The following is a 26,827-nucleotide window of genomic DNA, read 5'->3' as shown; positions in this document are numbered from 1 at the left end:
ATTTCTCTGTAAATTCAACCGCTCTATATGGCTAAGCTATTTCAACTTAATTATAAACCTGCACCAGCACGTAATGCTTCCGCTTTATCTGTTTGTTCCCATGGGAAATGTTCACGACCAAAGTGACCGTAAGTTGCTGTTTCACGGTAAATCGGACGGATTAAATCTAACATTTTGATTAAGCCGTATGGACGTAAATCAAAGTTTTGGTAGATTAATTTCACTAATGTTTCATTTGAAACTTTACCTGTGCCGAACGTTTCCACCATAATTGATGTCGGATCCGCCACACCGATTGCATAAGAAAGCTGGATTTCACAACGATCCGCTAAACCTGCCGCCACGATATTTTTTGCTACATAACGTCTTGCGTATCGTCGCCGAACGGTCAACTTTTGATGGGTCTTTACCAGAGAATGCACCGCCACCGTGACGAGTCGCACCACCGTAAGTATCTACGATAATTTTACGGCCGGTTAAACCACAGTCACCCATTGGACCGCCAATCACGAAACGACCAGTCGGGTTAATGAAGTATTTGGTGTTTTGGCTTAACCATTCGCTTGGCAATACCGGCTTGATGATTTCTTCCATCACACCTTCCACTAAATCTTTTTGTGAAACGTGTTCAGCGTGTTGGGTTGAAAGCACCACCGCATCAATCCCTACGATTTTGTTATTTTCATAAGCGAAGGTTAATTGGCTTTTCGCATCCGGACGTAACCAGTCTAATTTGCCAGATTTACGTACTTTCGCTTGTTGTTCCATTAAACGATGGGCGTATGTAATCGGTGCCGGCATTAATACATCGGTTTCATTGGTTGCATAACCGAACATAATACCTTGGTCGCCCGCACCTTGCTCTAACGGATCCGCACGGTCAACACCTTGGTTAATATCCGGAGATTGTTTACCAATCGCATTTAATACCGCACAAGAATGTGCATCAAAGCCCATATCCGAATGGGTATAGCCGATGTCGCAAATCACTTGACGGGTTAAGTTTTCGATATCCACCCACGCAGAAGTGGTGATTTCACCGCCGACCAATGCCATACCGGTTTTTACATAAGTTTCACACGCCACACGCGCTTTCGGGTCTTGTTTTAAAATTTCATCTAACACCGCATCCGAGATTTGGTCCGCAATTTTATCCGGATGTCCTTCTGATACTGATTCTGAAGTAAATAAATTAATCGCCATTGTAATTATCCTTTGGTTATACCTTTATATAGGCAGGAGCGTTGCTCCCTCACTAAAATTTACAAGCGGTCAAAAATCACAAAATATTTGCAAAATTCGACCGCTTATATTAAATTCTTTTGGAAGTTTTTCCATCTAGACGTCTATAATATATTTTTTGAGCATCTAAGGCAAACTATTTTTCAACTTTACTTCTAAATGATTTTATGGGGCAATATATGGCAATCACAATTTTAGACGGCGGTATGAGCCGTGAGTTAATGCGTTTAAACGCACCTTTCAAACAACCTGAATGGTCGGCTTTATCGCTTTATGAAAAACCGTCTGCGGTGCAACAAGTCCACGAAGATTTTATCGCAAACGGCGCAGAAGTGATTACGACCAACAGCTATGCGGTTGTGCCATTCCATATTGGCGAACAGCGCTTTAGCGCAGACGGTAAAATGCTTGCCGATTTAGCCGGTCGTTTGGCAAAACAAGCGGTTAAAAATAGCGGAAAATCTGCAAAAATTGCCGGTTCATTACCACCGATGTTCGGCTCTTACCGTGCCGATTTGATTCAAGCGAATCGTTTTGCGGAAATCGCTCAACCGATTATTGACGGGCTTGCGCCTTATGTGGATATTTGGTTATGTGAAACGCAAAGTGCGATTATTGAACCGACTTCGATTAAGCCGTTATTGCCAAAAGATAATCGCCCGCTTTGGGTTTCGTTTACCTTAACCGATGATGAACCGACACAAGAGCCGCAACTACGTTCCGGCGAGCCAGTAGCTCTTGCGATTGAAAAAATGGTGGAATTAGGCGTTGATGCGATTTTATTTAACTGTCGCCAGCCTGAAGTGATCGAGCAAGCACTTGCAATAACTCAATCTATTCTAAAAGAAAAAAATGCGACACATATCCAAACCGGTGCGTATGCAAATGCCTTTGCTCCGCAACCGAAAGATGCAACCGCCAATGACGGTTTAGACGAAGTGCGTAAAGATTTAGATCCTGAAGCCTATCTTGCGTGGGCGCAAAAATGGACGGCACAAGGCGCAACCATTGTCGGCGGCTGTTGCGGTATCGGCATCGAATACATCAACACACTAGCGAAACATTTAAAATAACCGAATAAGCGGTCAAAATTGGCAATTTTTTGCAAAACATCCGCAAAATTTAACCGCTTGTATCAAACACAACATCAAAATAAGGGCAATTATGTCAAACAAAAAAATTGGGTTACTTTCTTTAACCGCACTGGTTCTCAGTTCGATGATTGGTTCCGGGATTTTCAGCCTACCGCAAAATATGGCGGCAGTCGCCGGCGGTGAGGCGTTAATTCTCGGTTGGATCATTACCGGTATCGGAATTATTTTCCTTGGGCTTTCTTTCTTCTTTATTTCTCGTCTGCGTCCGGATTTAGACGGCGGTATTTATACTTATGCACGAGAGGGATTCGGTGATCTTGTCGGTTTTTTATCCGCTTGGGGTTACTGGCTGTGTGCGACGATCGGGATTGTCGGCTATTTAGTGGTGGCATTCGAAGGGATTGGTTCATTTACCGACACGGAATCCAAAATTATTTTCGGGCAAGGTAATACACTTGCTTCTTTTATCGGCGCTTCAATTATCGTGTGGTTAGTTCACGCTTTAGTAGCAAGTGGCGTAAAAGAAGCGGCAACGGTAAACTTGGTTGCAACGTTTGTGAAAGTGTTCCCGCTCGTACTATTTATCGGTTTAGCGATTTGGTATTTTAAAAGCGAAACCTTTAATCAAGATTTGCAAGGTACAACACTGAATAACAGCGTTTCGGAACAAGTTAAAAACACGATGTTAATTACCCTTTGGGTATTTACCGGTGTGGAAGGTGCGTCGGTATTATCTGCGCATGCGAAAAAGAAAAGCGATGTCGGTTTAGCCACTGTTTTCGGTATTTTAATTGCTTTGGTTTTATACATTGCAATTACCGTGCTTTCACTCGGCATTTTACCGCGTGAAACCATTGCGGAGATGTCAAACCCGTCAATGGCGGGTTTATTGGAAAGCATGATCGGCTCAAGCGGTAAGATTTTAATTACTTTTTGCTTAATTGTGTCGGTGCTTGCTTCTTATGTAAGCTGGACAATGTATTCGGCTGAAGTGCCTTATCGTGGTGCGAAAAACGGTGCGTTCCCGAAAATTTTAGATAAATTAAACGCAAATGAAGTGCCGATTAATTCACTTTGGTTTACCGGTTTTGTTGTTCAATTCTGTTTATTTTTAGTGCTTTTAACCGGAAAAAGTTATAACGCATTATTATTAATTTCAACTTCAATGATTCTTGTTCCTTATTTCTTAATCGGTGCATATTTATTGAAATTGTCATTCCAACAAAATTCAGCGTGGTATATCAAACTGACCGGTTTTATCGCATCAATTTACGGTTTATGGATTGTTTATGCGGCAGGGTTAGATTACTTATTATTATCGGTACTCCTCTATGTACCGGGCATTGCTTTATTCCTTTACTCACGTTATCAACATCAAGGTAAAGCCTTAAATTTAACAACATTTGAAAAAATCTTATTACTCTTAATCGGACTCTTATTTATTTGGGCAGTTTATAATAGTTTTACCAACGTTGATTGGAGCTAACATTCATCATCCCCTTGTGTTTTCTACATTAGGGGATTTTTTATTTTTATGCTAAATTATGCAGTTTGTGTGAATAACAATTATAAGAAGGACATTTTATGTCAAAAGGCAAAATCGGTCTTTTTTCATTAACTGCTTTGGTACTTAGCTCAATGATCGGCTCAGGCATTTTTAGCCTTCCGCAAAATATGGCGGAAGTATCTGGTGCGAAAGCATTATTAATCGGTTGGTTAATTACTGGTATTGGTATCATTTTTTTAGGCTTATCTTTCTTCTTTCTATCTCGTATTAAACCGGAATTGGAAGGTGGCGTATATACTTACGCTCGAGAAGGTTTTGGGGATTTAGTCGGTGGATTAGCCGCTTGGGGGTATTGGCTTTGTACGGCGATCGGCGCTGTTGGCTATTTAGTCGTGGCTTTTGAAGGCGTGGGGACTTTTATTGATAGCGAAAACTATACTATTTTTGGGCAAGGTAATACCGTCGCTTCGATTTTAGGTGCATCTCTGATTGTCTGGTTAATTCATCATCTGATTGCACGAGGTATCCGAGAAGCCGCCTTTGTGAATTTAGTTGCGACAATTGTTAAAACTTTACCGCTCTTCTTATTTATCGGCTTGGCAATTTGGTTCTTCTCCCCTGAACAATTTGTACAAGATTTCAGCGGAGCCACGCTAGAAAAAAATACGTTAACACAAGTAAAAAATACCATGTTGATTACCCTTTGGGTCTTTGTCGGTGTAGAAGGGGCTTCGGTGCTTTCGGCACATGCAAAAAAGAAAAGTGATGTTGGCTTAGCAACCATTTTAGGAATTTTAATTACATTAGTGTTATATGTTGCGATTACTGTGCTTTCACTCGGTATTTTGCCTCGTGAAGTGATCGCACAAATGCCGAACCCGTCTATGGCAGGTTTAATGGAACATATGATTGGGGCAAGCGGTAAGATTATTATTACGCTTTGCCTAATTGTTTCCGTACTGGCTTCTTATATGAGCTGGACAATGTTTTCATCGGAAATCCCTTACCAAGCGGCAAAAACCAAAGTATTTCCGAAATTATTAAACCGTACGAATATCAACGGCACACCTATTGCTGGCTTATGGTTAACTAATATTACTATTCAAATTAGCTTACTTTTGGTGCTGTTTACCGGCAAAGGTTATAGTATGTTGATTCAACTTTCGACTACAATGATTTTAGTGCCTTATTTCTTAGTCGGTGCTTATTTATTCAAAGTAGCGATGAAACAAAATGAAGCATGGTATATCAAATTAACCGGTGCAATGGCATCAATTTATGGTTTATGGATTGTGTATGCCGCTGGGTTAGATTACTTATTATTATCAGTAGTATTATACGTGCCGGGCATCTTGCTCTTTTTCTATTCACGTAAACAAAATGGCGAAAAACTTAACTTAAATGCTTTAGAAAAAGGTTTATTGTTACTTATTAGCCTGCTCTTTATCGGTGCAATTTATTCTCTTCTTATACATTAACTTTAGGCATTCGTATGAAAACAACATTGGTTAAGCAAGCGGTTGCGTTTCTAAAATTTTTTGCAAATAAAATTGTTGATATTTCTCATCAACTACAAAATTTTTTCAGCAACGGGTCATTCGGCGTTGCCTTTTATCCATTTTTAATGCACCCGATTATTCGAGGCAGTGCACGTTCTATCGTGATTTTACTCTCTGTTCTGCTTTCGTTTATGGGGGTATTCTATATTTTTGCGGAATTTGTAGCCGCATTATTCAGCGAGTCATCATTGATTACCTACCCTCGCCATACTGTACTAGAATTATTGCTTCCGTTTGGTGCTGTAATTGATGGCAAAACCAATACGTTCTCACCGTTATATCAAGTGATGAATGCGGTATTCAGTCTTCAAGGTCTAGGCTTTGCCATTGCATATCTTGCTGTACTACTACAATTATCTCGCCGTAAATATTGGTTATTAGCACTGATTTTTGCGGTTTTCTTCACGATTGGTATGAGTTTAATACCTTCATCACAAGGCAAAATGACTGCCGGCGGTTTGCAAAATTTAGGGGCAAGTCTGACCTATTTATTCGGTAACTTGGCAATTATTATGGCAGGAATTGATATTGTTAAACCGAAACTTATTTGGTTACGCCGTTTTAGTATGCAAGCCGGTACAATCGGAGTATTTTGCGTACTCATAACAATCTTTTTCCCAAATATACTAACACCGATACTTGAGCGAATAGCTATCTATGCAATTATGATTTGGGAAATCCTCGCCGGTCTAGCAATGTTAAAACGTAAATAAAAAGAGAAAGTATTATGGCAAACACAAAATTTATCGAACGTTACCGCAATTTAATTGCGTGCCGACTATTTCCAGTTTAGAAGCGGCGGAAGATCAATCTAACAAACAACTTATCGAATTACTGGCAACATGGCTTGCCGATTTCGGATTTAAAACCGAGATTATCCGAGTGGAAGGCAGTCGTGATAAATATAATTTATTAGCCACTTACGGCGAAGGCGAAGGCGGTCTATTGTTAGCCGGTCATACCGACACCGTGCCATTTGACGAAGGGAAATGGACATTTAATCCATTTGCGTTAACCGAACAAGACGGTAAATTCTACGGTTTAGGTACAGCGGATATGAAAGGCTTTTTTGCTTTTATTGTCGATGTGCTTAGCCAAATTGATTTAAGCAAACTGACTAAGCCGTTACGTATTCTAGCGACTGCCGATGAAGAAACCACGATGCTTGGTGCGAGAACCTTTGCTCAACATACGCATATTCGCCCTGATTGTGCGATTATTGGCGAACCAACTTCTTTAAAACCGATTCGAGCGCATAAAGGTCATGTCGGTGAAGCGGTCAGAATTACCGGAAAAAGCGGTCACTCAAGTGATCCGGATCGTGGTATTAATGCGATTGAATTAATGCACCAAGCGACTGGTTATCTGATGAATATGCGTAATCAGCTACGTGAAAAATATCATAATGATCTGTTTAAAGTGCCATATCCAACAATGAACTTCGGCAATATCCACGGCGGCGATGCAATTAATCGTATTTGTGCGTGTTGTGAATTGCAATTCGATATGCGCCCATTGCCAAATCTGCCGGTTGAAGATTTATATGCAATGGTAAACGAAAATCTAAAACCAATGTTGGAACAATACGGCGATCTAATTGAAATTCGCCATTTGCACGACGGTATTCCCGGTTATGAGTGTGAACATTCCGCACAAGTAGTACAAGTGGTTGAAAAGCTGTTAGGCGAAAAATGCGATGCGGTAAACTATTGCACCGAAGCACCTTTTATTCAGCAACTCTGCCCGACTCTCGTTTTAGGTCCCGGCTCCATTGAGCAAGCTCATCAACCGGATGAATTTTTAGAAACGAAATTTATTGAGCCGACCCGAGAATTACTCACCAAAATGATCCTACATTTTTGTGCTTAACAAGCGGTTATTTTTGACTCATTTCTTACCACGAAAAAGGGAGCTTTAAAAGCTCCCTTCTGTTTCCAATTATCGTTCTACTAGAATCTAACCCCGAAACCAGCAAAATAAACAACTGGATCTAATTTTAATTTCACTTCGTGATCTAAATTTAACGCTTTGAAATTCGCTGTTGTTTTAATGCGTGTATACCATCTTTGCCGCATTAAAATAAATATTATCAGTTAATTTCACGTCTACACCCACATTCGCTACTGGACCAAAAGAGTGTTTTTTCACTTTGAGATCAGTAACGGCTGAATGTGTTGATTTTGCGTGATAAAAACGAGTGTAGTTTAGACCTGCACCAACATACGGGCGGAATGTTGAATTTGCATCACCAAAGTAATATTGAGCATATAAACTTGGTGGAAGTTGTTTAACAATGGCTACACGTCCTAGACCTAAACCAAGTGCTGGTACATTTGCATGGATTTTATGTGAGAATGGCGTTGCGACTAATAATTCCACACCGATATTATCCGTAAACATATAAGTACCGGTTAAACCTAATTGAGTATTATTTTTTACTTTTAAATCTACATCTACTGCTGTTTTTGTCGTTGAGCTAGAGTTTGCATCTACTGTAATCGCACCGGCACGGAAAATCACATCGCCCGCTTGATGTGCCATTGCCGAACCGGCTAATAACACACTACCTAATACTGCCGCTAATACTGTTTTTTTCATTTTGACCTCTAATTTGTTGTGATTGAAAATAAAAAGGTAACTAATCTGTTACCTTGATAACATTTTAAGAACAGTTCTGATAAGTTTTATTGACAAGAATCAAAAAAAACACAAAGTAATACCTATAACTGGGTATTTATTCCTTTTTTGTGATCTTTTTCACATTTTCACTTGAAATAAATTCGACTAGCTCCATTTATTACAGCGTTGAAGCAAGTATAAATCTTGCTCGATACAGATTAATGAAATTTAGGAGTAAACATATGAATTTCGAAAAATTTACGACCAAACTGCAAGAAGCCCTTGCAGAAGCACAATCGTTAGCCATCGGAAAAGATAATAACTACATTGAACCAGCACATTTACTTTATGCGTTAGTCAAACAACAAGACGGCTCTATCGCTCCGCTATTTACTGCTCTCAATGTGCAACCGCAACGTATTTTGAGTGAATTAGAAGCGATTTTAAACCGCTTACCGACCGTGTCCGGCGGTACGACACAGCCGTCACAACAACTGATTCGCCTGTTAAATCAATGTGATAAATTGGCACAACAATTCGGTGATAGCTTTATTTCATCGGAATTATTCGTACTTGCCGCACTGGATGATAACGGCGATTTAGGTAAATTATTAAAACAATTTGGCTTGACTAAAGAGAAAGTAAACGCAGCAATCAGCCAAATTCGAGGAGGAGAAACCGTGAATAATCAAAACGCAGAAGAAACCAGACAAGCACTACAAAAATATACTATCGATCTTACCGAACGTGCCAAAGCAGGTAAATTAGATCCGGTGATAGGTCGTGATGAAGAAATCCGCCGTGCAGTACAAGTTTTACAACGCCGTACAAAAAACAACCCGGTATTAATCGGTGAACCGGGCGTTGGTAAAACTGCGATCGTAGAAGGCTTGGCACAGCGTATTGTCAACGGCGAAGTGCCGGAAGGTTTAAAAAATAAACGTGTGCTTTCTCTCGATATGGGTGCATTAATTGCCGGTGCAAAATATCGTGGTGAATTTGAAGAACGTCTAAAAGCGGTACTCAATGAATTATCCAAAGAAGAAGGTCAGGTTATCTTATTTATTGATGAAATTCACACCATGGTCGGCGCAGGTAAAACAGACGGTGCAATGGATGCCGGTAACTTGCTCAAACCGTCACTTGCTCGTGGCGAATTACATTGCGTTGGGGCAACTACACTAGATGAGTATCGCCAATATATCGAAAAAGATGCGGCACTTGAACGTCGTTTCCAAAAAGTATTAGTGGATGAACCGACTGTAGAAGATACGATTGCAATTTTACGTGGTTTAAAAGAACGTTACGAAATCCACCACCACGTACAAATTACCGACCCGGCGATTGTAGCGGCAGCAACACTTTCACACCGTTATATTAGTGATCGCCAATTACCAGATAAAGCGATTGATTTAATTGATGAAGCAACATCAAGTTTACGTATGGAAATTGATTCAAAACCAGAACCGCTTGATAAACTTGAACGCCGTATCATTCAGCTAAAATTGGAACGCCAAGCGTTACAAAAAGAGGAAGATGAAGCAAGCCGTCAACGTCTTGCAAAATTAGATGAAGAATTGACCGCTCGTGAGCGTGAATATTCTGAATTGGAAGAAGTCTGGAAAGCGGAAAAATCTGCTCTACTCGGTACGCAACATATCAAAACTGAGTTAGAAAATGCCCGTATTGAAATGGACCAGGCTCGCCGTGAAAGTAACTTCGAGAAAATGTCCGAATTGCAATACGGTAAAATTCCAGCACTAGAAAAACAATTACACGAAGCGGTAAAACGAGAGGAAGAAGGCGGAGAGAATCAGCTACTTCGTACCAAAGTCACCGATGAAGAAATTGCAGAAGTGCTTTCAAAAGCGACCGGTATTCCGGTTTCCAAAATGATGGAAGGCGAGAAAGAAAAACTGTTGCGTATGGAAGAAGTGTTACACAGCCGTGTAATTGGGCAAAATGAAGCGGTGGAAGCAGTGGCAAATGCAATTCGCCGTAGTCGTGCCGGATTGTCGGATCCGAATCGCCCGATTGGTTCGTTCTTATTCCTCGGTCCGACTGGGGTCGGTAAAACCGAACTTTGCAAAACCTTGGCGAATTTCCTCTTCGACGATCCTGATGCAATGGTACGTATCGATATGTCGGAATTTATGGAAAAACATAGCGTTTCTCGTTTAGTCGGCGCACCTCCGGGCTATGTCGGTTATGAAGAAGGCGGTTATTTGACAGAAGCGGTTCGCCGCCGTCCATATTCTGTTGTGTTACTTGATGAGGTAGAAAAAGCTCATCCTGATGTGTTTAATATCTTGCTTCAAGTGTTGGATGACGGTCGTTTAACCGATGGTCAAGGTCGTACGGTAGATTTCCGCAATACGGTGGTGATTATGACCTCAAACTTAGGTTCACATTTAATCCAGGAAAATCCGGAATTAGATTATGCTGGAATGAAAGAAGTGGTAATGTCAGTGGTAGGACAACATTTCCGTCCGGAATTTATCAACCGTATTGATGAAACTGTTGTATTCCACCCACTTGGTCAAGAGCATATTCGTTCGATTGCTCGTATCCAATTACAACGTTTAATTGCTCGCCTTGCGGAACGCGGTTACGAAGTAACAGTTACCGATGCAACATTAGACCATATCGGCAAAGCCGGCTTTGACCCGTTATTCGGTGCAAGACCGCTCAAACGTGCAATTCAGCAAGAGCTTGAAAATCCGCTTGCACAACAGATCTTAAGCGGCAAATTATTACCGAATAGCCCTGTTGTGGTGGACTATCAAAATGACCAATTAAGCATTAGCAACAGCTAGTCTTCCATAAATAAGCGGTCGAGTTTGCAGAAAATTTTGCAAATTCGACCGCTTTTCTTTTAGTCGTTATGATGATTAATCCACCAGACTAACGACAGCATAACCGGCACTTCAACTAACACACCAATTACCGTTGCTAAAGCAAGCACCAGAATGTAAACCAAACAGCGAAATTGCAACAGCCACCGCTAATTCAAAGAAATTACTAGTACCGATTAAACAAGCTGGTGCGGCAATTTCTTTTGGTAAATTTAACCATTTCGACACTAAATGGCTAAGAAAGAAAATACCGTATGTCTGAACCAATAACGGTATTGCAATCAGTACAATAATCAGTGGATTGGCTAAGATTGTTTCCGCTTGGAATGCAAATAATAACACTACGGTTAAGATCAGCCCCATCATTGAAAACGGCTTTAATTTGTTGCCGAATTGAGAAATAGAGCGGTTGGATTTCAGCAAAATTTTGCGAGTGACACTACCTGCTATTAACGGCAATACCACATAAAGTAGCGTGCTATATAGCAATGTTTCCCAAGGAATCGTAATATCACTCACTCCTAATAGAAAACCGGCGATCGGTGCAAAAGCAAAAATCATAATAATGTCATTTACTGATACTTGCACCAACGTATAATTCGGATCCCCTTTTACTAATTGAGACCAAACGAAAACCATTGCAGTACAAGGTGCAACACCAAGTAAGATCATACCTGCGATATATTCCTGAGCCGTTTGCGGCTCAACCCATGAAGCAAACAAAAAGCGGAAAAATAGCCAACCGATTAATGCCATTGTAAATGGCTTAATTAACCAATTTACCACGATCGTCATTGCTAAACCTTTCGGCTTTTTACCTACATCTTTGATTGCCGACCAGTCGATTTGGATCATCATTGGGTAAATCATCAACCAAATTAATACCGCTACCGGTAAATTAATATGTGCGATTTCCAATAATGCCACTTTTTCGACCGCTTGCGGAAATGCTACACCTAATGCAACTCCGGCTGTAATTGCCAAAGCAACCCAAAGGGTTAAAAATCGTTCAAAAATTCCCATATATTTCTTCCTTATAACTCAATCACTCCACCATCTTCTTTAATAAAAGGTTTATCCAAGGAAACCGGTGAGATTTCCAAAAATTTTTCAGACGGACGACAAAGTTGAACACCTTTGCTTGTGATAACAATCGGACGATTTATTAAAATCGGTTCAGCAAGCATCGCCGCAATTAGTTCGTCATCGCTCAATTCCATACGACCTAAATTTAATGTTTCATAGGGAGCTACATTCATCCGAAGTAGATCTCGCACACAGATCCCCATTGCTGAAATTAAGTTTCGTAGTGTAGCCTCATCGGGAGGTGTTTCAAGGTAGTGAATGATCGTAGGTTCAATGCCTAAGTGGCGGATTAACGCTAATGTATTACGAGATGTACCACATTTTGGATTATGATAAATTGTCACTTTTTCCATATTTTCTCCAATATTTCAATACCTATTGAAATATTCAGGTAAAAAATTTTGTGAGCATTTCACCCACAAAATTTGCAATTCGGATCATCACTTTCTTTACAACAATTCGTAGTTAAAAAAGCTACTAGTTCCATCATAAGTGCTAAATTTGCATAATAATGCACAAATCTACCCGCTTGTCGGCTATGAATTAAGCCGGCGGTAGCCAATGTTTTTAGATGAAAAGAAAGGTTATTCGGCGCAATATTCAACTGCTTAGCCAATTCTCCAGCAATCATTCCTTTACTGCCTTGAGCGGCAAGCATCTGAAAAATTTGTAACCTAATCGGCGAATTGAGTGTACCAAATACTTGGCTTGCGTGTTCTGTATTCATATTGGGAATTATACTGTGCTATTTTTATATTTCAATAATTATTGAAATATTAAGATAAAAACAAGCGGTTGAATTTACAGAAAATCTTGCAATTTCAACCGCTTGTCTATTTATTTAATTACTCTTCTTCAGTAAATTTCGCCGCTTTATAAGTCGGGTTCATTAAGTTTTCAACTGAAAGAATATCATCTAATTGCGCTTCGGTGAGTAAACCGCGTTCTAATACCACTTCACGCACGCCTCTGCCGGTTGTTGCACAGATTTTACCCACGATATCCCCGTTATGGTGGCCGATAAACGGATTGAGATAAGTCACGATACCGATTGAGTTAAACACGAAGTTTTCACAGATTTCTTTATTAACGGTGATGCCATCAATACATTTATCACGTAAATTCACGCAAGCGTTGGCAAGAATGTCGATAGATTCAAACATCGCTTGACCGATTACCGGTTCCATTACGTTTAATTGTAATTGACCAGCTTCTGTCGCAAAGGTAACTGTCGTATCATTACCAATTACTTTAAAGCAAACTTGGTTCACAACTTCTGGCACTACTGGGTTTACTTTCGCCGGCATAATTGAAGATCCAGCTTGTAATTCAGGTAAGTTAATTTCATTTAAACCAGCACGTGGGCCTGATGAAAGTAAACGTAAGTCGTTACATACTTTTGAAAGTTTAACCGCCGTACGTTTTAACGCACCGTGTACCATTACATAGGCACCGCAGTCTGAAGTCGCTTCAATTAAGTTCTCTGATAATACGCATGGTAATCCGGTTACTTCTGCTAAATGTTTAACCACTAATTGAGAATAGCCTTCTGGGGTATTTAAACCGGTACCGATTGCCGTTGCACCTAAGTTGACTTCTAATAATAATTCAGCAGTACGTTTTAAATTACGCACTTCTTCTTCTAATAGTACCGCAAAAGCCTTAAATTCTTGACCAACTGTCATTGGTACGGCATCTTGTAATTGAGTACGACCCATTTTTAAAATGCCTTTAAATTCTTCCGCTTTCGCTTCAAAACCTTGTTGTAAGTAATGTACTTGTTTAATTAAATGTAAAATGCTGTTATAGACTGCAATACGGAAACCGGTTGGGTACGCATCATTGGTTGATTGGCTTGCATTCACGTGATCCATTGGATTAATCACGCTATATTCGCCTTTTTGATGCCCGAGCAATTCTAACGCTAAATTCGCCACCACTTCATTGGTATTCATATTTACTGATGTACCCGCCCCACCTTGATAGACATCTGACGGGAACTGATCCATACAGCGACCTTTAACTAAAATTTCGTCACAAGCCTCTACAATAGCTTTTGCGATTTTTTTCGGAATTGCACCTAATTCGCCGTTTGCTAAGGCAGTCGCTTTTTTAACCATCACCATACCGCGAACAAATTCCGGTACATCAGAAATAGTGTTATTTGAGATATTAAAATTCTCAACTGCTCTTAATGTGTGGATTCCCCAATACGCATCAGCAGGCACTTCTCTTTCGCCTAATAAATCCACTTCAACACGTACGTTACTCATATACTCACCTCAAAAATAAAAATAATAAAATTAAAATCCGAGAGAGATCATAGCGATTTAATCTAAAAAGAAATGTGATCTAAATCACATTTCATCTAATCGCTTATAGGATATAAATTAAGGTTTCGGATTAGAAATTCTAATGATTAAAAATGAGGAAGTAGTAACACGCCGGTAAACCGATTACCCAAAATAAACCAGAAACAATCACGGCGACATGAAATTGCCAATGTTTAGTTTTATGGCGAATATACTTCATTGCGAGAAACGTTCCGATAAATCCACCGGCAAAACATAGGAAAAATAAATTTGACTCGGGAATCCGCCACGCTTTATTAACAGATTTTTGTTTATCGGCATACATCAGATAAAAACTAATGATGTTGATCACAAGAAAATAAAGGAGAATAAAAATACGCATAAATAAATGTTTAATAATTAATCAAGAATATCCCGTTTCACTACTAAAAACGGAAGTAAGAGTAAAGAGATGCCTAAACTACAGCACACCACAACGGTAAAAAAGCCACTCCATTGGAAATTCTCTAAGACTAGTGCCAAAGGATAGCCGGCTAATGCCGCACCTAAATAAGCAAATAAGCCTACGAAACCGGTTGCCGCTCCGGGAGAAAGTTTATGAGAACATTCTGTTGCGGACATACCAATTAGCATTTGTGGTCCAAAGACAAAGAAACCGATTGCAAAGAATAAGATTGACTGCAGTAAATAATTTTCTTTTGGCATTAGCCATAATGCGGTAATCGAGAAAAAGATGCCCACTGAAAAAATTAATGCCATAGGACTTCGATTACTTAAAAATAATTTATCCGATCCCCAACCGGCGGCTAGAGAACCGACAAAACCACCAATCTCAAATAATGTTATCGCACTATTCGCCGACATTAAATCATAATGATATTTTTCTGTGAGATAGATATTCCCCCAGTCATTAATGGCGGTACGAACAACATAGACTAATGTATAACTTAATGCTAAAAGCCAAATATATTTATTACAAAAAACATAACGGCCTAAAATCAATTTCCATGAAAGGGCCTTTTCTTCCTCTTCATGAATTAATTCTAACTGATCATTTCGCCACTTGCCGATTGAGGGTAACCCCATTGATTCCGGCGTATTTCTTAAACGAATAAACAGAAAAAGACCGATAAAAACACCTAAAGCTCCCACCGTAAAAAAGCCGATTCGCCAACTATAGTGTAACGCTAAAAATCCAACGATAAGCGGAACTAATGCTCCACCGAAATTATGCGCGGTATTCCAAATAGACCACCAAACGCCTCTTTCTTTACGAGAATACCACATCATTAAGAGCTTCGCACACGGTGGCCAGCCCCATCCTTGAAAGCAAGCATTTATAATGACTAATAATGTAAGGACAATTAATGAACTGCTCAATCCAAATAAAATATTTGTTATCCCGGTGATAATTAAGCCGATCGACATAAAATAGCGAGGATTAGCCCGATCTGACACAATGCCAAATATAAATTTAGAGATACCGTAGGTTAAATAAAATAATGTAGAAATCAATCCAATATCATTTTTATCTATCTGTAAATCATTAATTAAAGAGGGGGTTACATAATTAAATGTTTTACGCGTCAAATAAAATCCGGCATAACCAATATACATCGCTATCATTAACTGAATACGCCAATGGCGGTACGAATTATCTATATTGTTTAATCTTTCCATTTCTTTTCCCTATGAGATCAAAGGCAATGTGATAAAAATAGATGTACCTGATTGACTTTCATTTTCCGTTGTTGATTGAGAAATCACTTTAAAGCTCCCGTCTAAAATTTCGACTCTCTCTTTCATACCTTTTAATCCGAATCCGTGAACAACGCTCATCGGATCAAATCCGATTCCGTTATCATGGATAGATAATTTAATCTCTTGATCAATCAAAATGATGATTCTCACTTCTGATGCCTGAGAATACTTCATCGCATTATTCAAACCTTCTTGGCATAATCTATATATGGTAATTTCTAACACATGATCTAACTTGTGCTTTAACTTATTTTCAAAGATTAAATGCGTACTTATATTTTGTTTACCCATATCTAATTCGATAAACAGATTTTGTATCGCTTGATAAAGATCTAGATCATCTAATAATTTAGGACGTATACGATTTAAAATCCCTTTTGTCGTATCATAAATATTTAAAGATAAATGCTCGATCATATCTGCACATCTTTGTGAATTTGGTGATGACTCTAATTTTTTTAGGATACTGGATTGCATTCTAATCGCGGTTATATTTTGTCCGATTTCATCATGCAATTCCCTAGAGATATCTTTACGGATTTCTTCTTCCGTATTGATAAGTTTTTTGGTTAATAACTTATTTCTCTCTAACTCGATAGATAGATAGCTATTTAACTCTTTCTGATATTGCACTGATAAGCCGAGAAAAATCCCCGTAACGGTCTGCATCAGTATCAATAATAATAAATCAGTAATTTCCACATAAGAAAAGCTATGCGTCGTCGCGATTAAAGCAACACTATTTAATAAGGTACCGAGTAAAGCCCCTTGCCACCCATAGTGAAAGGCAAGTAAAACGATTGGAATCGCCAAGCAAAAAATCGCAAAACGAGTAAATTCGCCGGGCATTAAAGATTGAATAATGATATTTAAAATAAACAGCATAGAATATATAAAGATATATCCCATACGAAGCCTTATCGGTTTTTTAATATGATTCGCGGTCAGCGGAATCCAAGACTTATTAAAGACATAATCATAAATAAGCGTGCAAGCCGGTAACATAAGGACGCAACCAACCAAACTGACTAAAAAAACGGAAGAAAATTGAAAAGGTGTAAATACAATAAGAATTAAATTACATGAGCTAATCACCAAGGTTAAACAAGCCTGAACGATAAACTTCTGCCATTGCTTTCCGACATAAATTTTCTGAAAACGCCAAACGATAGGGATAGAAATCACGCTTAAAATATAAAGGATAAAAATACTGATATTTGAGTAAGATTTAAAAATAAAGTACAAAAATATCCATTCGGAAAGATAACCGACCCACCAATAACGTATATTTGTGTGTAAAGTCAGTCCAACTCTAAAAGCAAATGGCAAGAATAACAGTGCTAAAATGGGATCTATTAATAAATAATCGGAAATCACCCATAAACATAAATAACTAAAAAATATGAAAATCCCACTAAAAACAGCGATCATCTGCTTACCCTTGCTGATAGAATAATTTAGCCAGTTCTACATTATTCTTCACATTTAATTTACTCATTGCATTATCTCTATGAACATAAATCGTTTTTACACTCAAAGATAATTTTTCTGCAATTTCTTTTGTATCCAATCCCAAGATCAATAACTCACAAATTTCATATTCTCGCTTAGTCAAATTCCCTGTTAGAGTGAATTTATTTGACACTAACTTAGAAGTTAATTCCGGCATTAAATATACGCCACCGGCATAAACTGTTCTCACTGCTTGTATAAGTTCAGAAGGATTACACCGCTTACTGAGATAGCCTTTTGCCCCCAACTCTAATGCCTTACGGACAATAACAGCAGAGTCATTCACACTTAACATAATACAATGAATCGCCGAAGGAATATCTTTTAAAAGCTCCATACCATTTTCATCCGGCATTGAAATATCCAAAATACACACATCCGGTTTAATACCGGGTAATTTCAGACGAGCCTCTTGAGCAGAAGAAAATTCCCCCACGACTTGAATATCTTGTTCTAATGATAATAATTGTGAAAATCCGGAACGGACGATAACGTGATCATCAATCAAAACAACTTTAATCATATTTTCTCCTTATTTTAAGCATATTATAAAACAAAAAAGGCTATCTTTTCAGATAGCCTTCATGACTTATATATCTTACGCTTTTGCTTTATTTCTACGGATTTTACGTTCTTCCGCAAGTGCAACAAAAGCAAGTAAACCGATACAGATCATAACTGAAATATCTAGTGCGACAAATGTACCTGACCAACCGGTTAAGCCAAAGATTGGCGTACCGTCCGCAATCATACCTAAACCTAATTTAGCAAAGCTATCACCGATAAGATACGCAAATGTACCTTTTACACCGTCCGCCACGGCAATTGCTTTTTTCGGTACAAATCCGACTGTCGCTACGCCGATAAGAAGCTGGGGACCGAATACTAAGAAGCCTAACACAAATAATGCTAAAAGATACATATATTCGTTTGTAGCGAATTGATAAAACTCTAGCATAAATACAATCAGAACTAATGCCACAATCGCTGTTAAACCACGACGACCATTCGCAAGATCCGACAAGTATCCCCATAAGAATGTACCGACTAACGCTCCAACTTCAAACAACACAAAACCGGATGTTGCCGCTTCTTTGGTAAAACCTAATTCTTGATATGCGTATACCGGTGACCATTGATCGATACCAATTCGCACAATGTAAAGGAAAATATTCGCAAAGCAAAGTAACCAAATCACTTTATTTTTCAAAATAAACTGCACAAAGATCTGCCATTTTGTCAGATTATTTTTTTCTGCCGCTAAATCTTCTTCACTTTCAGGTTCATCGAATAATTCTTCAGCTTTACCTAAACCATAGGCTTCCGGAGAATCATTACCATAACGTAAACCGACAAAACCGACAATTAATGCAATAATGGAAGGGAATACGAACATACCGATAACGTGTCCGTCAAATAACACATTCGCACCGAATAATGCGACACCGGCAACTTGCACCGCCTACATTATGCGATAAATTCCAAAAGCCTAAGTAAGTACCGCGTTTTTTACTTGGGGTCCATTTTGTAATTGTAGAATAACTTGATGAACCACCGGTACTTTGGAAGAAACCGCTTAAGGCATAAAATGAAATCATTAAGAATAATGCAACACTACCGCCACCTAAGCTCATACTAAAGCCAAGCATACAAATAGCGGAAAGAATCAGCATAAACGGTACAAATTGTTTAGTATTTTTGCCATCCGCATAATAAGAAACCACCGTTTTACCGATACCATACGTAATAGAAAAACCTAATCCAATCATACCTAATTGGGTTTTAGTTAAGCCGTATGTTTCAATTAAGTCATTTTGTGCAACATTAAAATTCTTACGAATCAAATACATTGCCATATACCCAACAAACACAACTAAATATGATTGCATAAACGGCTTAAACCACATTTTTCTGCGTTCTTCAACCGGTAAGTCTAGGGTCGGTTTTCTCACCTCTTTTAAAAAATCAAGCATAGGAACCTCATTACTCATAGATTATTAATGCGTGCAATCCTATGCTTTCTTAGTATAAAAAGCCTGAGAACAAATTCTATAAAATCTAGGACTTTTTCCTATATTTAATATAATCAATAAAAATCTGTGACACACTTCACATTTTTCACAAAAAAAACCGCTTATGGCCTAAGCCACAAGCGGTTTGATTTTTTAATTTTTTTGTAAACTAGATAATTTCAACTTGCTCTGAACCATCACCTAAGTTTTCAATTTTACCGATTACCCAAGCATTTTCGCCTGCTTGTTTTAATACGGCTAATGCAGTTTCAACATCTTTTTCCGGTAAAGCGATGACCATACCAACACCACAGTTGAAAGTACGATACATTTCATAACGGCTGATATTGCCTTTTTCTTGTAACCATTTAAATGCCGCCGGCCATTCCCATGATTTTTCATCAATGACTGCTTTTGTGGTTGCAGGAAGCACACGTGGAATATTTTCCCAGAAACCACCACCGGTTAAGTGAGCGATTGCGTGAACATCGGCTTGTTTAATTAATTGAAGTACGGATTTTACGTAGATTTTGGTTGGTGCGAGTAAATGCTCGCTTAATAATTTACCGTCTAAAGTATCTGTTGCCGGATTTGCACCGCTAACTTCAATCACTTTACGGATTAATGAATAACCGTTTGAGTGTGGGCCGCTTGAGCCTAATGCGATTAATATATCGCCGGCTTTTACAGCAGAACCGTCAATAATTTCAGATTTTTCTACAACACCGACACAGAAACCGGCTAAATCGTAGTCCCCCTCGTGGTACATACCCGGCATTTCTGCCGTTTCGCCACCGACTAATGCACAGCCAGAAATTTCACAGCCGTCTGCGATACCTTTAATTACGTCTGCCGCAACATCAACTTCTAATTTACCGGTTGCATAATAATCTAAGAAGAATAAAGGTTCTGCACCTTGTACCACTAAATCATTTACACACATTGCGACTAAATCTTGACCGATGGTGTCGTGTTTGTTGAGGTCAATCGCTAAACGTAATTTAGTACCAACACCATCGGTTCCTGATACTAAAATAGGCTCTTTATATTTGGTCGGTAACGCACATAATGCACCGAAACCACCTAAACCGCCCATAACTTCAGGACGACGAGTACGTTTTACATCGCCTTTAATACGTTCGACTAATTCATTACCTGCGTGAATATCCACGCCGGCATCTTTATAACTGAGTTGTGTATTGCTCACAATTTAACCTCGACAAACTGAGTGATAACAAAAAACAGGTGGATTATAGCACAAGCAAACGTTTGCGGAAGAATCAAATATTAAGAAATTAGAAAGAATTGCAAAGAAAATGGCGATTCCAACAAAAATCATTATAATATCGTCTTAAAAGCGGTCTATTTTTGCAAAAAAATTGCAAATTCAGACCGCTTATTCTTTCTCGTGGTTCGAAAACCTCCCACGCCAAAGATTCTCTTTGAAACCAAAACTAAGGATACAAAATGAATTCAACCTCAAAAGCCGTCGTGATTTTTTCCGGCGGTCAAGACTCAACCACCTGCCTTTTCCAAGCCATTCAAGAATTTGGCGTGGAAAATGTTGAAGTGGTTACCTTTCAATATGGACAACGCCACGCAATCGAGCTGGAAAAAGCGACTTGGATCGCCAAAGATCTCGGCGTTAAACAAACGCTGATTGATACTTCCGTGATCAAAGCTATCACATCCAACGCAATGATGGAAGAACGTGAAATTAAGCAAGAAGGCAATACGCCGAATACCTTTGTTGACGGTCGTAATGCACTGTTTTTACTCTACACCGCTATTTATGCCAAAGGACAAGGTATCCAAACTATTTTTACCGGTGTATGCGAAACTGACTTTAGCGGCTATCCTGACTGCCGAGATGTGTTCGTGAAATCAATGAATGTCACCTTAAATCTAGCAATGGATTATAACTTCAACATTCGCACACCGCTGATGTACCTGACTAAAAAACAGACATGGGCATTAGCCGATAAACTTGGTGCGTTCGACTATATCAGACAGCATACCCATACTTGCTATTTAGGTGTGGAAGGCGGTTGTCACACTTGTCCAAGTTTGCGTATTACGTGAAAAAGGGCTTAACGAGTACCTTGCTGAAAAAAATAATCAGTAAACATTATCTTATTCTAGCCACAACGTGGCTGACTTATCTTTAACCTAGTACGAGGTTTCGTGCTAGGTCATAACCTAAAACAAGCGGTCAAAAATGTTTAAAATTGCAAAAGAATTTAGTTTCGATATGGCACATATGCTCGATGGGCACGACGGCAAATGCCAAAACTTACACGGACATACTTATAAACTTCAGGTGGAAGTGAGCGGTAACTTAGTTTCTGATGGAGCGAAACGGGGCATGGTGATGGATTATTCCGATTTAAAATCGGTGGTAAAACATGAAATCTTAGACCCAATGGATCACGCCTATATCTACGATTTAAATAGCGACAGAGAAAGTCAAGTTGCCAAACTGTTAATCGATTTAAACTCTAAAGTTTACGGTATTCCAAGCCGTACGACAGCGGAAGAAATGGCGAAATATATGTTTGAAAAGCTGGAAAAAGTCGGTTTACCGGTCAGTTTAATTCGTCTTTGGGAAACACCAACCTCATATTGTGAATATTCTCGTTAAACATTCCCATCTAAATAAATATAGAGCATAAATCTTAACCTCGATTTCCCCCTCTTTAGTAAAGAGGGGTAAGGGGAGATTTGTAGAAATTATGACAAATACTATTTTTACGACAACGACTTTCCCGATTGTCGAAATCTTTGAAAGCCTGCAAGGTGAAGGCTTTAATACTGGCTTACCCTGTATTTTCGTGCGTTTAGGCAAATGTAATCTTGCTTGCCCGTGGTGCGATACCAACTATAACGAATACGAAAAATGGAGCGTGGCGAAAATTCTTGAACGAGTAAAATCTTATTCCGCTAAGAGTATTATCATTACCGGCGGTGAGCCTACTATGTATGCCAATTTAAGCGTATTGCTCGATGTGTTTAAAGCAGAAGGTTATTGGCTAGCAATTGAAACAAACGGCTTAAAAGCCGTACCGAAACAGATTGATTATATCGCTACTAGCCCGAAACTGATGTATCAAGAAAAATATTTGAGAGAATGTATTTCGTTTGCCAACGAAGTCCGTATCGTAATGGATAAAGGCGATGTACAAGGTTTTTGTGAACAAATCGAAACACAAATTACCGCTGAACATTACTACCTTTCTCCTTGCGAAGTGGATGGCAAAATGAATTTATTGGAAACCATTACCCAACTCGGTATTTTGAATCAACGAGCGAATAAACCCAAATGGCAATTGAGTTTACAAACACATAAATTGGTTGGTATTGAATAAGTTTGTTTATAATAAAGCCCTCAGGTATCACTACCTGAGGGCTTGTAAATTATTGAGTAAAATTAACCGCTTAACCTAATTACTCGCTTTATTAATTAAAAATTGACTAAATAATGAAACAGGTCTGCCGGTTGCGCCTTTTGCCGCACCGGATTTCCAAGCTGTACCGGCAATATCTAAATGCGCCCAAGTATATTTTTTGGTAAAGTTCGATAAGAACTGACCGGCTGTAATTGCACCGCCTAAACGTCCGCCAATATTAGCGAGATCAGCAAAATTCGATTTAAGCTGTTCTTGATATTCTTCGCCTAACGGTAAACGCCATACTTTATCATCCGCTTGTTCCGCCGCATTTAATAAATCATTTGCTAGAACATTACTGGTCGACATTAAGCCGCTGTTGTGTGCGCCAAGTGCAATCATACAAGCGCCGGTTAAAGTCGCCACATCAATCACTAATTCCGGTTCAAAACGTTCTACATAAGTTAATGTATCACATAAAACTAAGCGACCTTCCGCATCGGTATTCAATACCTCAACGGTTAAGCCATTCATCGTTGTCAGAATATCACCCGGTCGATATGCATTGCCGTCCGGCATATTTTCGCAACCGGCTAAAACACCGATAACATTTAGCGGTAATTTCATTTCCGCCAACGCTTTCATTGTCCCGTAAACCGAAGCGGCTCCGCCCATATCGTATTTCATTTCATCCATCGCTTCAGACGGCTTAATTGAAATACCGCCGGAGTCAAACGTCAGTCCCTTACCTACTAAAACGATTGGTTTCGCATCTGGATTCGGGTGATTACGGTATTCAATGACCGATAAATATGCAGGATTATGCGAGCCTCGAGATACAGCTAAATAAGCACCCATACCTAATTGTTCCATTTCCGCTTCATCAAGCACAGTAGTTTTAATCGTTTCATACTCACTCGCTAATCCTTTCGCTAATTCAGCAAGATAAGCCGGATTACATACATTAGGTGGACAATTTGCGACATTTTTTGCAAAGGCAACACCAGTTGCGATTGCTTTTCCATGTTCCAACGCTCTTTCTGCCTCTAATAAATCTTTACGATTAGCGACATTGAAAATCACACGGCGTAACTCGCGACGTACTTCCGGTTTAATGCTCTTGAAATCATTATAGGCATATAAACTCTCTTGAATCGCTTCAATCGCAAAACGGACGTTCCAATAATTTGAACGAGCTTTAACATGTAATTCGGTTAAAAAACAGACCACTTCCATTGAACCGGTTTCATTAATGGTTTGCACCATTTTTTGAATAATTTGCTTATATTGACGTTCAGTCAATTCTCTTTCTTTTCCGCAACCGACTAATAAAACTCTATCGGCAGGCACATTCGGCACATTATGTAATAGCAAGGTTTGCCCTGCTTTACCGTCTAAATCACCACGGCGTAATAAAGCACTAATATAGCCTTCACTTAATTTATCCAGTTGCTCCGCCGCCCCCGATAAACGTCGAGGCTCATAGACACCGACAACTAAACACGCTGTACGCTGTTTTTCAACACTACCGTTTTTAACACTAAATTCCATTATTAGCTCCTGTGCTTCGAGGTTAAATCTAAGCCGACTCCGACTTAATCATAATGAAATAAAACTACCGATTTAATCCTAAAATTACAAGTAGAAAATAGTAAAAATGCAAACTTCATCGAAAAATCACCTTATTTTGAATAAAATAAGAAGTTTCTGTAAAATACCATAAAAGATTCATAGGGTTAGTTATCTGAAATTTTTATAAAACAAACCAAATACAACTCATTTATGCATACTTTTAAGCCCTTTGCCTTTTCAGACTGCGTTGTTTTATACTAAATAAGTTATTATTTATGATGAATTTATCAACAAATAAATTGTCATAATTAGCCCATAAAATCATAAATGGAACTTACAATGAAAAAATTAATGAATAAAACTTTTCTTACCAGCCTCGTATGCTTATTCGTCAATGCACCGGCATTAGCAGATGACAATAAGTTATTTAACCGCTACGAACAGGCAAAACTCCGTATTGCTTACGAAGGACAAGCGGGTGAATTACTACAGCAATTAGCCCAACGTTTAAAAGTCGGCTTTATTACTTATGAATTAGACACCACACGTTCAGTATCTATTCCAAACAACGGCGAAGTGACAATTAAATCACTTACTCAACAACTGGAATCGCAATTACCAAATGCAGATATTCGCTTTGAAAAAATTGGTTCACGTTTATTTTTAGTCGCATCAAATAAAGGGGGGAACCTCTGGTTGCTCAAGAATCAAGTGCTGAACAATTTATTGGGGAAGCGGTTTTTTCTACTGATGAAGAACAGGCTTTAACAACTGTTTCAACAGCAACAGAACAGCCAACTGAGCAAGATAGTGAGAGTGCGCAAAAACTACAGAGCATTATTGATTTAGTTACTAATAAGGAAACAATTGCTAAATCGAAAAATAAAGCTCCTCAATACAAAATTACGAGTAAAGAACAATTAGGTTTACAAAATATCCGAGTAACGCCTTTAGGTACTTTCTTAATGTTTGCAGATAACGTAAATGTCAAAGCGTTACAAGTAACAGGGAAATTTGAAGATATTGCACAACATGATAATTTAATTGCCATTGTGCATAAAGAACGTACCCCGCCAATGGAAATTGTAATTATAGATGGGCAAGGTAAAAAACTACTTTTAAGAAAATCAGTAGCAAAATCTAAATAGCAGAAAGCCCCGAACTTGATCTGCACCCCAAAAGTTGGACTAAACCTCCAACGAATTAAGGTGCAGATTTTTTATGACTAAATATAATCAACAATTCAAACAACAAGTCATCGAGTTTTATCTTCAAAATGACAAAAACTATTCATTCACTCAACGACATTTTCAATTATCCAAGAAAACCTTAACTCGGTGGATTGCTCAATTTAATCATAATGGAATCAATGGGTTAGCTGTACTGGGTAAGAAGCAAAAATACTCCCCCGAATTCAAATTAACCGTCATACAAGCGGTCAAAAAAGGGCAATTTTCTGCAGAAAGTGCCTCCCTTCATTTTGGCATTGCCAATTCAGGTTCGATTAGCCAATGGTTGCAAGCCTTTGAAAAACAAGGTATAAACGGCTTATTACCCAAACCTAAAGGTCGTCCGACAATGAAACCCAAATACCCGAAAATGCCTCCTCCACCTAAAACTGAAGAAGAACGCTTACGTTATCGTATTTTAGAGTTGGAAGCGGAGGTCGCTTACCTAAAAAAGTTGCGGGAGTTCAACCAACAAAAAATGCGGCAAAAGCGACCATCGTGAAAACGTTGCGGGTGAATTTTCCCTTAGAAATCCTCCTCTCTTTGACTGGTTTAAAACGCAGTACTTTCTTTTATCACTTACCGCTTAAAATCGATAAAAATGCAGTGATTAAGCAGAAGAAATATCGCTTAAGGACTTATTTAATAGTGAAATTATTGCCCATAATTTAGCAAGAAGCCCGAACTTTGAGCAAGTCATGCGAATGATAAAGCAAGCGGTCGCAAAACTGCCTCAGGACGCTAAACCGATTTTACATTCCGACCAAGGCTGGCAATATCAGATGGCAGGCTATCAAGACATGCTGAGAAAACATCATATTAGACAAAGTATGTCGAGAAAAGGGAATTGCTTGGATAATGGGGCAATGGAAAGTTTCTTTGGACGATTGAAAACGGAATGTTACTTTGGTAAGCGATTTGACACGTTCGAACAACTTGAGAAAGTGATTCATGCGTACATTCATTATTACAACAATGAGCGTATTCAAGTGAAATTAAAAGGACTCAGCCCTGTACAATACAGAACTCAGTCCTTAAATTAAACCGTCTAACTTTTGGGGGTCAGATTAAACTTCGGGGC

18 protein-coding genes and 7 pseudogenes are annotated in these 26,827 nt (G+C 38.9%); 12 read left to right on the top strand and 13 right to left on the bottom strand.

Translation table 11 applies throughout. The features are described 5' to 3' along the window. Positions 1-50 precede the first annotated feature (50 nt). Positions 51-1,203 (bottom strand): annotated as a pseudogene (metK, locus tag NYR89_RS01725) (methionine adenosyltransferase). 218 nt (positions 1,204-1,421) lie between these two features. On the opposite strand from metK, the gene NYR89_RS01720 reads away from it, so the two are divergent. The 5 genes and pseudogenes from NYR89_RS01720 (at position 1,422) to argE (ending at position 7,271) form a co-directional block, all read left to right on the top strand. Next, positions 1,422-2,315: a homocysteine S-methyltransferase family protein gene (locus NYR89_RS01720; protein ID WP_279446082.1), complete on the top strand. Its 894-nt coding sequence runs from the start codon at positions 1,422-1,424 to the stop codon at positions 2,313-2,315. A gap of 91 nt (positions 2,316-2,406) precedes the next feature. Next, a complete protein-coding gene (locus NYR89_RS01715) occupies positions 2,407-3,822 on the top strand; it encodes a basic amino acid/polyamine antiporter (RefSeq protein ID WP_279446081.1) in 1,416 nt (471 codons plus the stop codon). A 98-nt stretch (positions 3,823-3,920) separates the two neighbouring features. Further along, positions 3,921-5,321: a basic amino acid/polyamine antiporter gene (locus tag NYR89_RS01710; RefSeq protein ID WP_279446080.1), complete on the top strand. Its 1,401-nt coding sequence runs from the start codon at positions 3,921-3,923 to the stop codon at positions 5,319-5,321. Positions 5,322-5,335: 14 nt separating this feature from the next. Continuing rightward, on the top strand, positions 5,336-6,115 hold the full coding sequence (locus tag NYR89_RS01705; protein ID WP_279446079.1) for a permease: 780 nt from the start codon (positions 5,336-5,338) through the stop codon (positions 6,113-6,115). Between the two features lie 14 nt (positions 6,116-6,129). Continuing rightward, positions 6,130-7,271: pseudogene (gene argE / locus NYR89_RS01700) on the top strand (acetylornithine deacetylase). 80 nt (positions 7,272-7,351) lie between these two features. Here the strand turns inward: argE and NYR89_RS01695 are convergent. Next, positions 7,352-8,000, bottom strand: a pseudogene (locus NYR89_RS01695) (OmpW/AlkL family protein). A 263-nt stretch (positions 8,001-8,263) separates the two neighbouring features. Here NYR89_RS01695 and clpB point away from each other — a divergent pair. Then, positions 8,264-10,837, top strand: a complete 2,574-nt coding sequence (gene clpB / locus NYR89_RS01690; RefSeq protein ID WP_279446078.1) for an ATP-dependent chaperone ClpB — start codon at positions 8,264-8,266, stop codon at positions 10,835-10,837. A gap of 59 nt (positions 10,838-10,896) precedes the next feature. Here clpB and arsB read toward each other — a convergent pair. From arsB to purM, 10 genes and pseudogenes are all read right to left on the bottom strand, one after another. Beyond that, positions 10,897-11,899, bottom strand: a pseudogene (gene arsB, locus NYR89_RS01685) (ACR3 family arsenite efflux transporter). 11 nt (positions 11,900-11,910) lie between these two features. Continuing rightward, on the bottom strand, positions 11,911-12,315 hold the full coding sequence (gene arsC / locus NYR89_RS01680; protein ID WP_279446077.1) for an arsenate reductase (glutaredoxin): 405 nt from the start codon (positions 12,313-12,315) through the stop codon (positions 11,911-11,913). A gap of 59 nt (positions 12,316-12,374) precedes the next feature. Further along, positions 12,375-12,689, bottom strand: coding sequence for an ArsR/SmtB family transcription factor (locus NYR89_RS01675; RefSeq protein ID WP_279446076.1), 315 nt, complete (start codon positions 12,687-12,689; stop codon positions 12,375-12,377). A 118-nt stretch (positions 12,690-12,807) separates the two neighbouring features. Next, a complete protein-coding gene (gene aspA, locus NYR89_RS01670) occupies positions 12,808-14,235 on the bottom strand; it encodes an aspartate ammonia-lyase (protein WP_279446075.1) in 1,428 nt (475 codons plus the stop codon). A 139-nt stretch (positions 14,236-14,374) separates the two neighbouring features. Then, positions 14,375-14,656, bottom strand: coding sequence for a DUF1294 domain-containing protein (locus tag NYR89_RS01665; protein WP_279446074.1), 282 nt, complete (start codon positions 14,654-14,656; stop codon positions 14,375-14,377). A gap of 17 nt (positions 14,657-14,673) precedes the next feature. Next, a complete protein-coding gene (gene uhpC / locus NYR89_RS01660; protein ID WP_279446073.1) occupies positions 14,674-15,954 on the bottom strand; it encodes an MFS transporter family glucose-6-phosphate receptor UhpC in 1,281 nt (426 codons plus the stop codon). A 9-nt stretch (positions 15,955-15,963) separates the two neighbouring features. Beyond that, positions 15,964-17,466 (bottom strand): signal transduction histidine-protein kinase/phosphatase UhpB, encoded by a 1,503-nt coding sequence (uhpB, locus tag NYR89_RS01655; RefSeq protein ID WP_279446072.1) that lies wholly within the window; start codon positions 17,464-17,466, stop codon positions 15,964-15,966. Positions 17,467-17,470: 4 nt separating this feature from the next. Then, positions 17,471-18,070 (bottom strand): response regulator, encoded by a 600-nt coding sequence (locus tag NYR89_RS01650; RefSeq protein ID WP_279446071.1) that lies wholly within the window; start codon positions 18,068-18,070, stop codon positions 17,471-17,473. A gap of 75 nt (positions 18,071-18,145) precedes the next feature. Beyond that, positions 18,146-19,520, bottom strand: a pseudogene (gene uhpT / locus NYR89_RS01645) (hexose-6-phosphate:phosphate antiporter). A gap of 208 nt (positions 19,521-19,728) precedes the next feature. After that, positions 19,729-20,766 (bottom strand): phosphoribosylformylglycinamidine cyclo-ligase, encoded by a 1,038-nt coding sequence (gene purM, locus NYR89_RS01640; protein WP_279446070.1) that lies wholly within the window; start codon positions 20,764-20,766, stop codon positions 19,729-19,731. A gap of 260 nt (positions 20,767-21,026) precedes the next feature. Between purM and queC the strand changes: the two are divergent. From queC to NYR89_RS01625, 3 genes and pseudogenes are all read left to right on the top strand, one after another. Next, positions 21,027-21,684: pseudogene (gene queC, locus NYR89_RS01635) on the top strand (7-cyano-7-deazaguanine synthase QueC). Between the two features lie 93 nt (positions 21,685-21,777). Continuing rightward, on the top strand, positions 21,778-22,200 hold the full coding sequence (gene queD, locus NYR89_RS01630) for a 6-carboxytetrahydropterin synthase QueD (RefSeq protein ID WP_279446069.1): 423 nt from the start codon (positions 21,778-21,780) through the stop codon (positions 22,198-22,200). A gap of 91 nt (positions 22,201-22,291) precedes the next feature. Beyond that, complete coding sequence (locus tag NYR89_RS01625; protein ID WP_279446068.1) at positions 22,292-22,924, top strand: 7-carboxy-7-deazaguanine synthase QueE; 633 nt, start codon at positions 22,292-22,294, stop codon at positions 22,922-22,924. A 75-nt stretch (positions 22,925-22,999) separates the two neighbouring features. Here NYR89_RS01625 and pepA read toward each other — a convergent pair whose 3' ends face one another. Then, complete coding sequence (pepA, locus tag NYR89_RS01620; protein WP_279446067.1) at positions 23,000-24,496, bottom strand: leucyl aminopeptidase; 1,497 nt, start codon at positions 24,494-24,496, stop codon at positions 23,000-23,002. 360 nt (positions 24,497-24,856) lie between these two features. Between pepA and NYR89_RS01615 the strand changes: the two genes are divergently transcribed. The 3 genes and pseudogenes from NYR89_RS01615 to NYR89_RS01605 all read left to right on the top strand — a co-directional run bounded on the left by NYR89_RS01615 (position 24,857) and on the right by NYR89_RS01605 (position 26,789). Beyond that, entirely contained in the window at positions 24,857-25,285 is a 429-nt protein-coding gene (locus tag NYR89_RS01615) for a hypothetical protein (RefSeq protein ID WP_279446066.1), read from the top strand. A 197-nt stretch (positions 25,286-25,482) separates the two neighbouring features. Continuing rightward, positions 25,483-25,665: a hypothetical protein gene (locus NYR89_RS01610; RefSeq protein ID WP_279446065.1), complete on the top strand. Its 183-nt coding sequence runs from the start codon at positions 25,483-25,485 to the stop codon at positions 25,663-25,665. 73 nt (positions 25,666-25,738) lie between these two features. Continuing rightward, a pseudogene (locus tag NYR89_RS01605) lies at positions 25,739-26,789 on the top strand (IS3 family transposase). The last annotated feature ends 38 nt before the right edge of the window (positions 26,790-26,827 follow it).

This window comes from Actinobacillus arthritidis (assembly GCF_029774155.1).
In the GTDB taxonomy this organism is placed as follows: domain Bacteria; phylum Pseudomonadota; class Gammaproteobacteria; order Enterobacterales; family Pasteurellaceae; genus Actinobacillus; species Actinobacillus arthritidis.
This window is presented reverse-complemented; position numbering and strand designations above follow the sequence as displayed.

What these genes read in the sequence shown, in the direction of transcription:
- NYR89_RS01720 (WP_279446082.1), top strand. Translation starts at nt 1,422, where the DNA reads ATGGCAATCACAATTTTAGACGGCGGTATGAGCCGTGAGTTAATGCGT.
- NYR89_RS01715 (WP_279446081.1), top strand. Translation starts at nt 2,407, where the DNA reads ATGTCAAACAAAAAAATTGGGTTACTTTCTTTAACCGCACTGGTTCTC.
- NYR89_RS01710 (WP_279446080.1), top strand. Translation starts at nt 3,921, where the DNA reads ATGTCAAAAGGCAAAATCGGTCTTTTTTCATTAACTGCTTTGGTACTT.
- NYR89_RS01705 (WP_279446079.1), top strand. Translation starts at nt 5,336, where the DNA reads ATGAAAACAACATTGGTTAAGCAAGCGGTTGCGTTTCTAAAATTTTTT.
- clpB (WP_279446078.1), top strand. Translation starts at nt 8,264, where the DNA reads ATGAATTTCGAAAAATTTACGACCAAACTGCAAGAAGCCCTTGCAGAA.
- arsC (WP_279446077.1), bottom strand. Translation starts at nt 12,315, where the DNA reads ATGGAAAAAGTGACAATTTATCATAATCCAAAATGTGGTACATCTCGT.
- NYR89_RS01675 (WP_279446076.1), bottom strand. Translation starts at nt 12,689, where the DNA reads ATGAATACAGAACACGCAAGCCAAGTATTTGGTACACTCAATTCGCCG.
- aspA (WP_279446075.1), bottom strand. Translation starts at nt 14,235, where the DNA reads ATGAGTAACGTACGTGTTGAAGTGGATTTATTAGGCGAAAGAGAAGTG.
- NYR89_RS01665 (WP_279446074.1), bottom strand. Translation starts at nt 14,656, where the DNA reads ATGCGTATTTTTATTCTCCTTTATTTTCTTGTGATCAACATCATTAGT.
- uhpC (WP_279446073.1), bottom strand. Translation starts at nt 15,954, where the DNA reads ATGGAAAGATTAAACAATATAGATAATTCGTACCGCCATTGGCGTATT.
- uhpB (WP_279446072.1), bottom strand. Translation starts at nt 17,466, where the DNA reads ATGATCGCTGTTTTTAGTGGGATTTTCATATTTTTTAGTTATTTATGT.
- NYR89_RS01650 (WP_279446071.1), bottom strand. Translation starts at nt 18,070, where the DNA reads ATGATTAAAGTTGTTTTGATTGATGATCACGTTATCGTCCGTTCCGGA.
- queD (WP_279446069.1), top strand. Translation starts at nt 21,778, where the DNA reads ATGTTTAAAATTGCAAAAGAATTTAGTTTCGATATGGCACATATGCTC.
- NYR89_RS01625 (WP_279446068.1), top strand. Translation starts at nt 22,292, where the DNA reads ATGACAAATACTATTTTTACGACAACGACTTTCCCGATTGTCGAAATC.
- pepA (WP_279446067.1), bottom strand. Translation starts at nt 24,496, where the DNA reads ATGGAATTTAGTGTTAAAAACGGTAGTGTTGAAAAACAGCGTACAGCG.
- NYR89_RS01615 (WP_279446066.1), top strand. Translation starts at nt 24,857, where the DNA reads ATGAAAAAATTAATGAATAAAACTTTTCTTACCAGCCTCGTATGCTTA.
- NYR89_RS01610 (WP_279446065.1), top strand. Translation starts at nt 25,483, where the DNA reads ATGTTTGCAGATAACGTAAATGTCAAAGCGTTACAAGTAACAGGGAAA.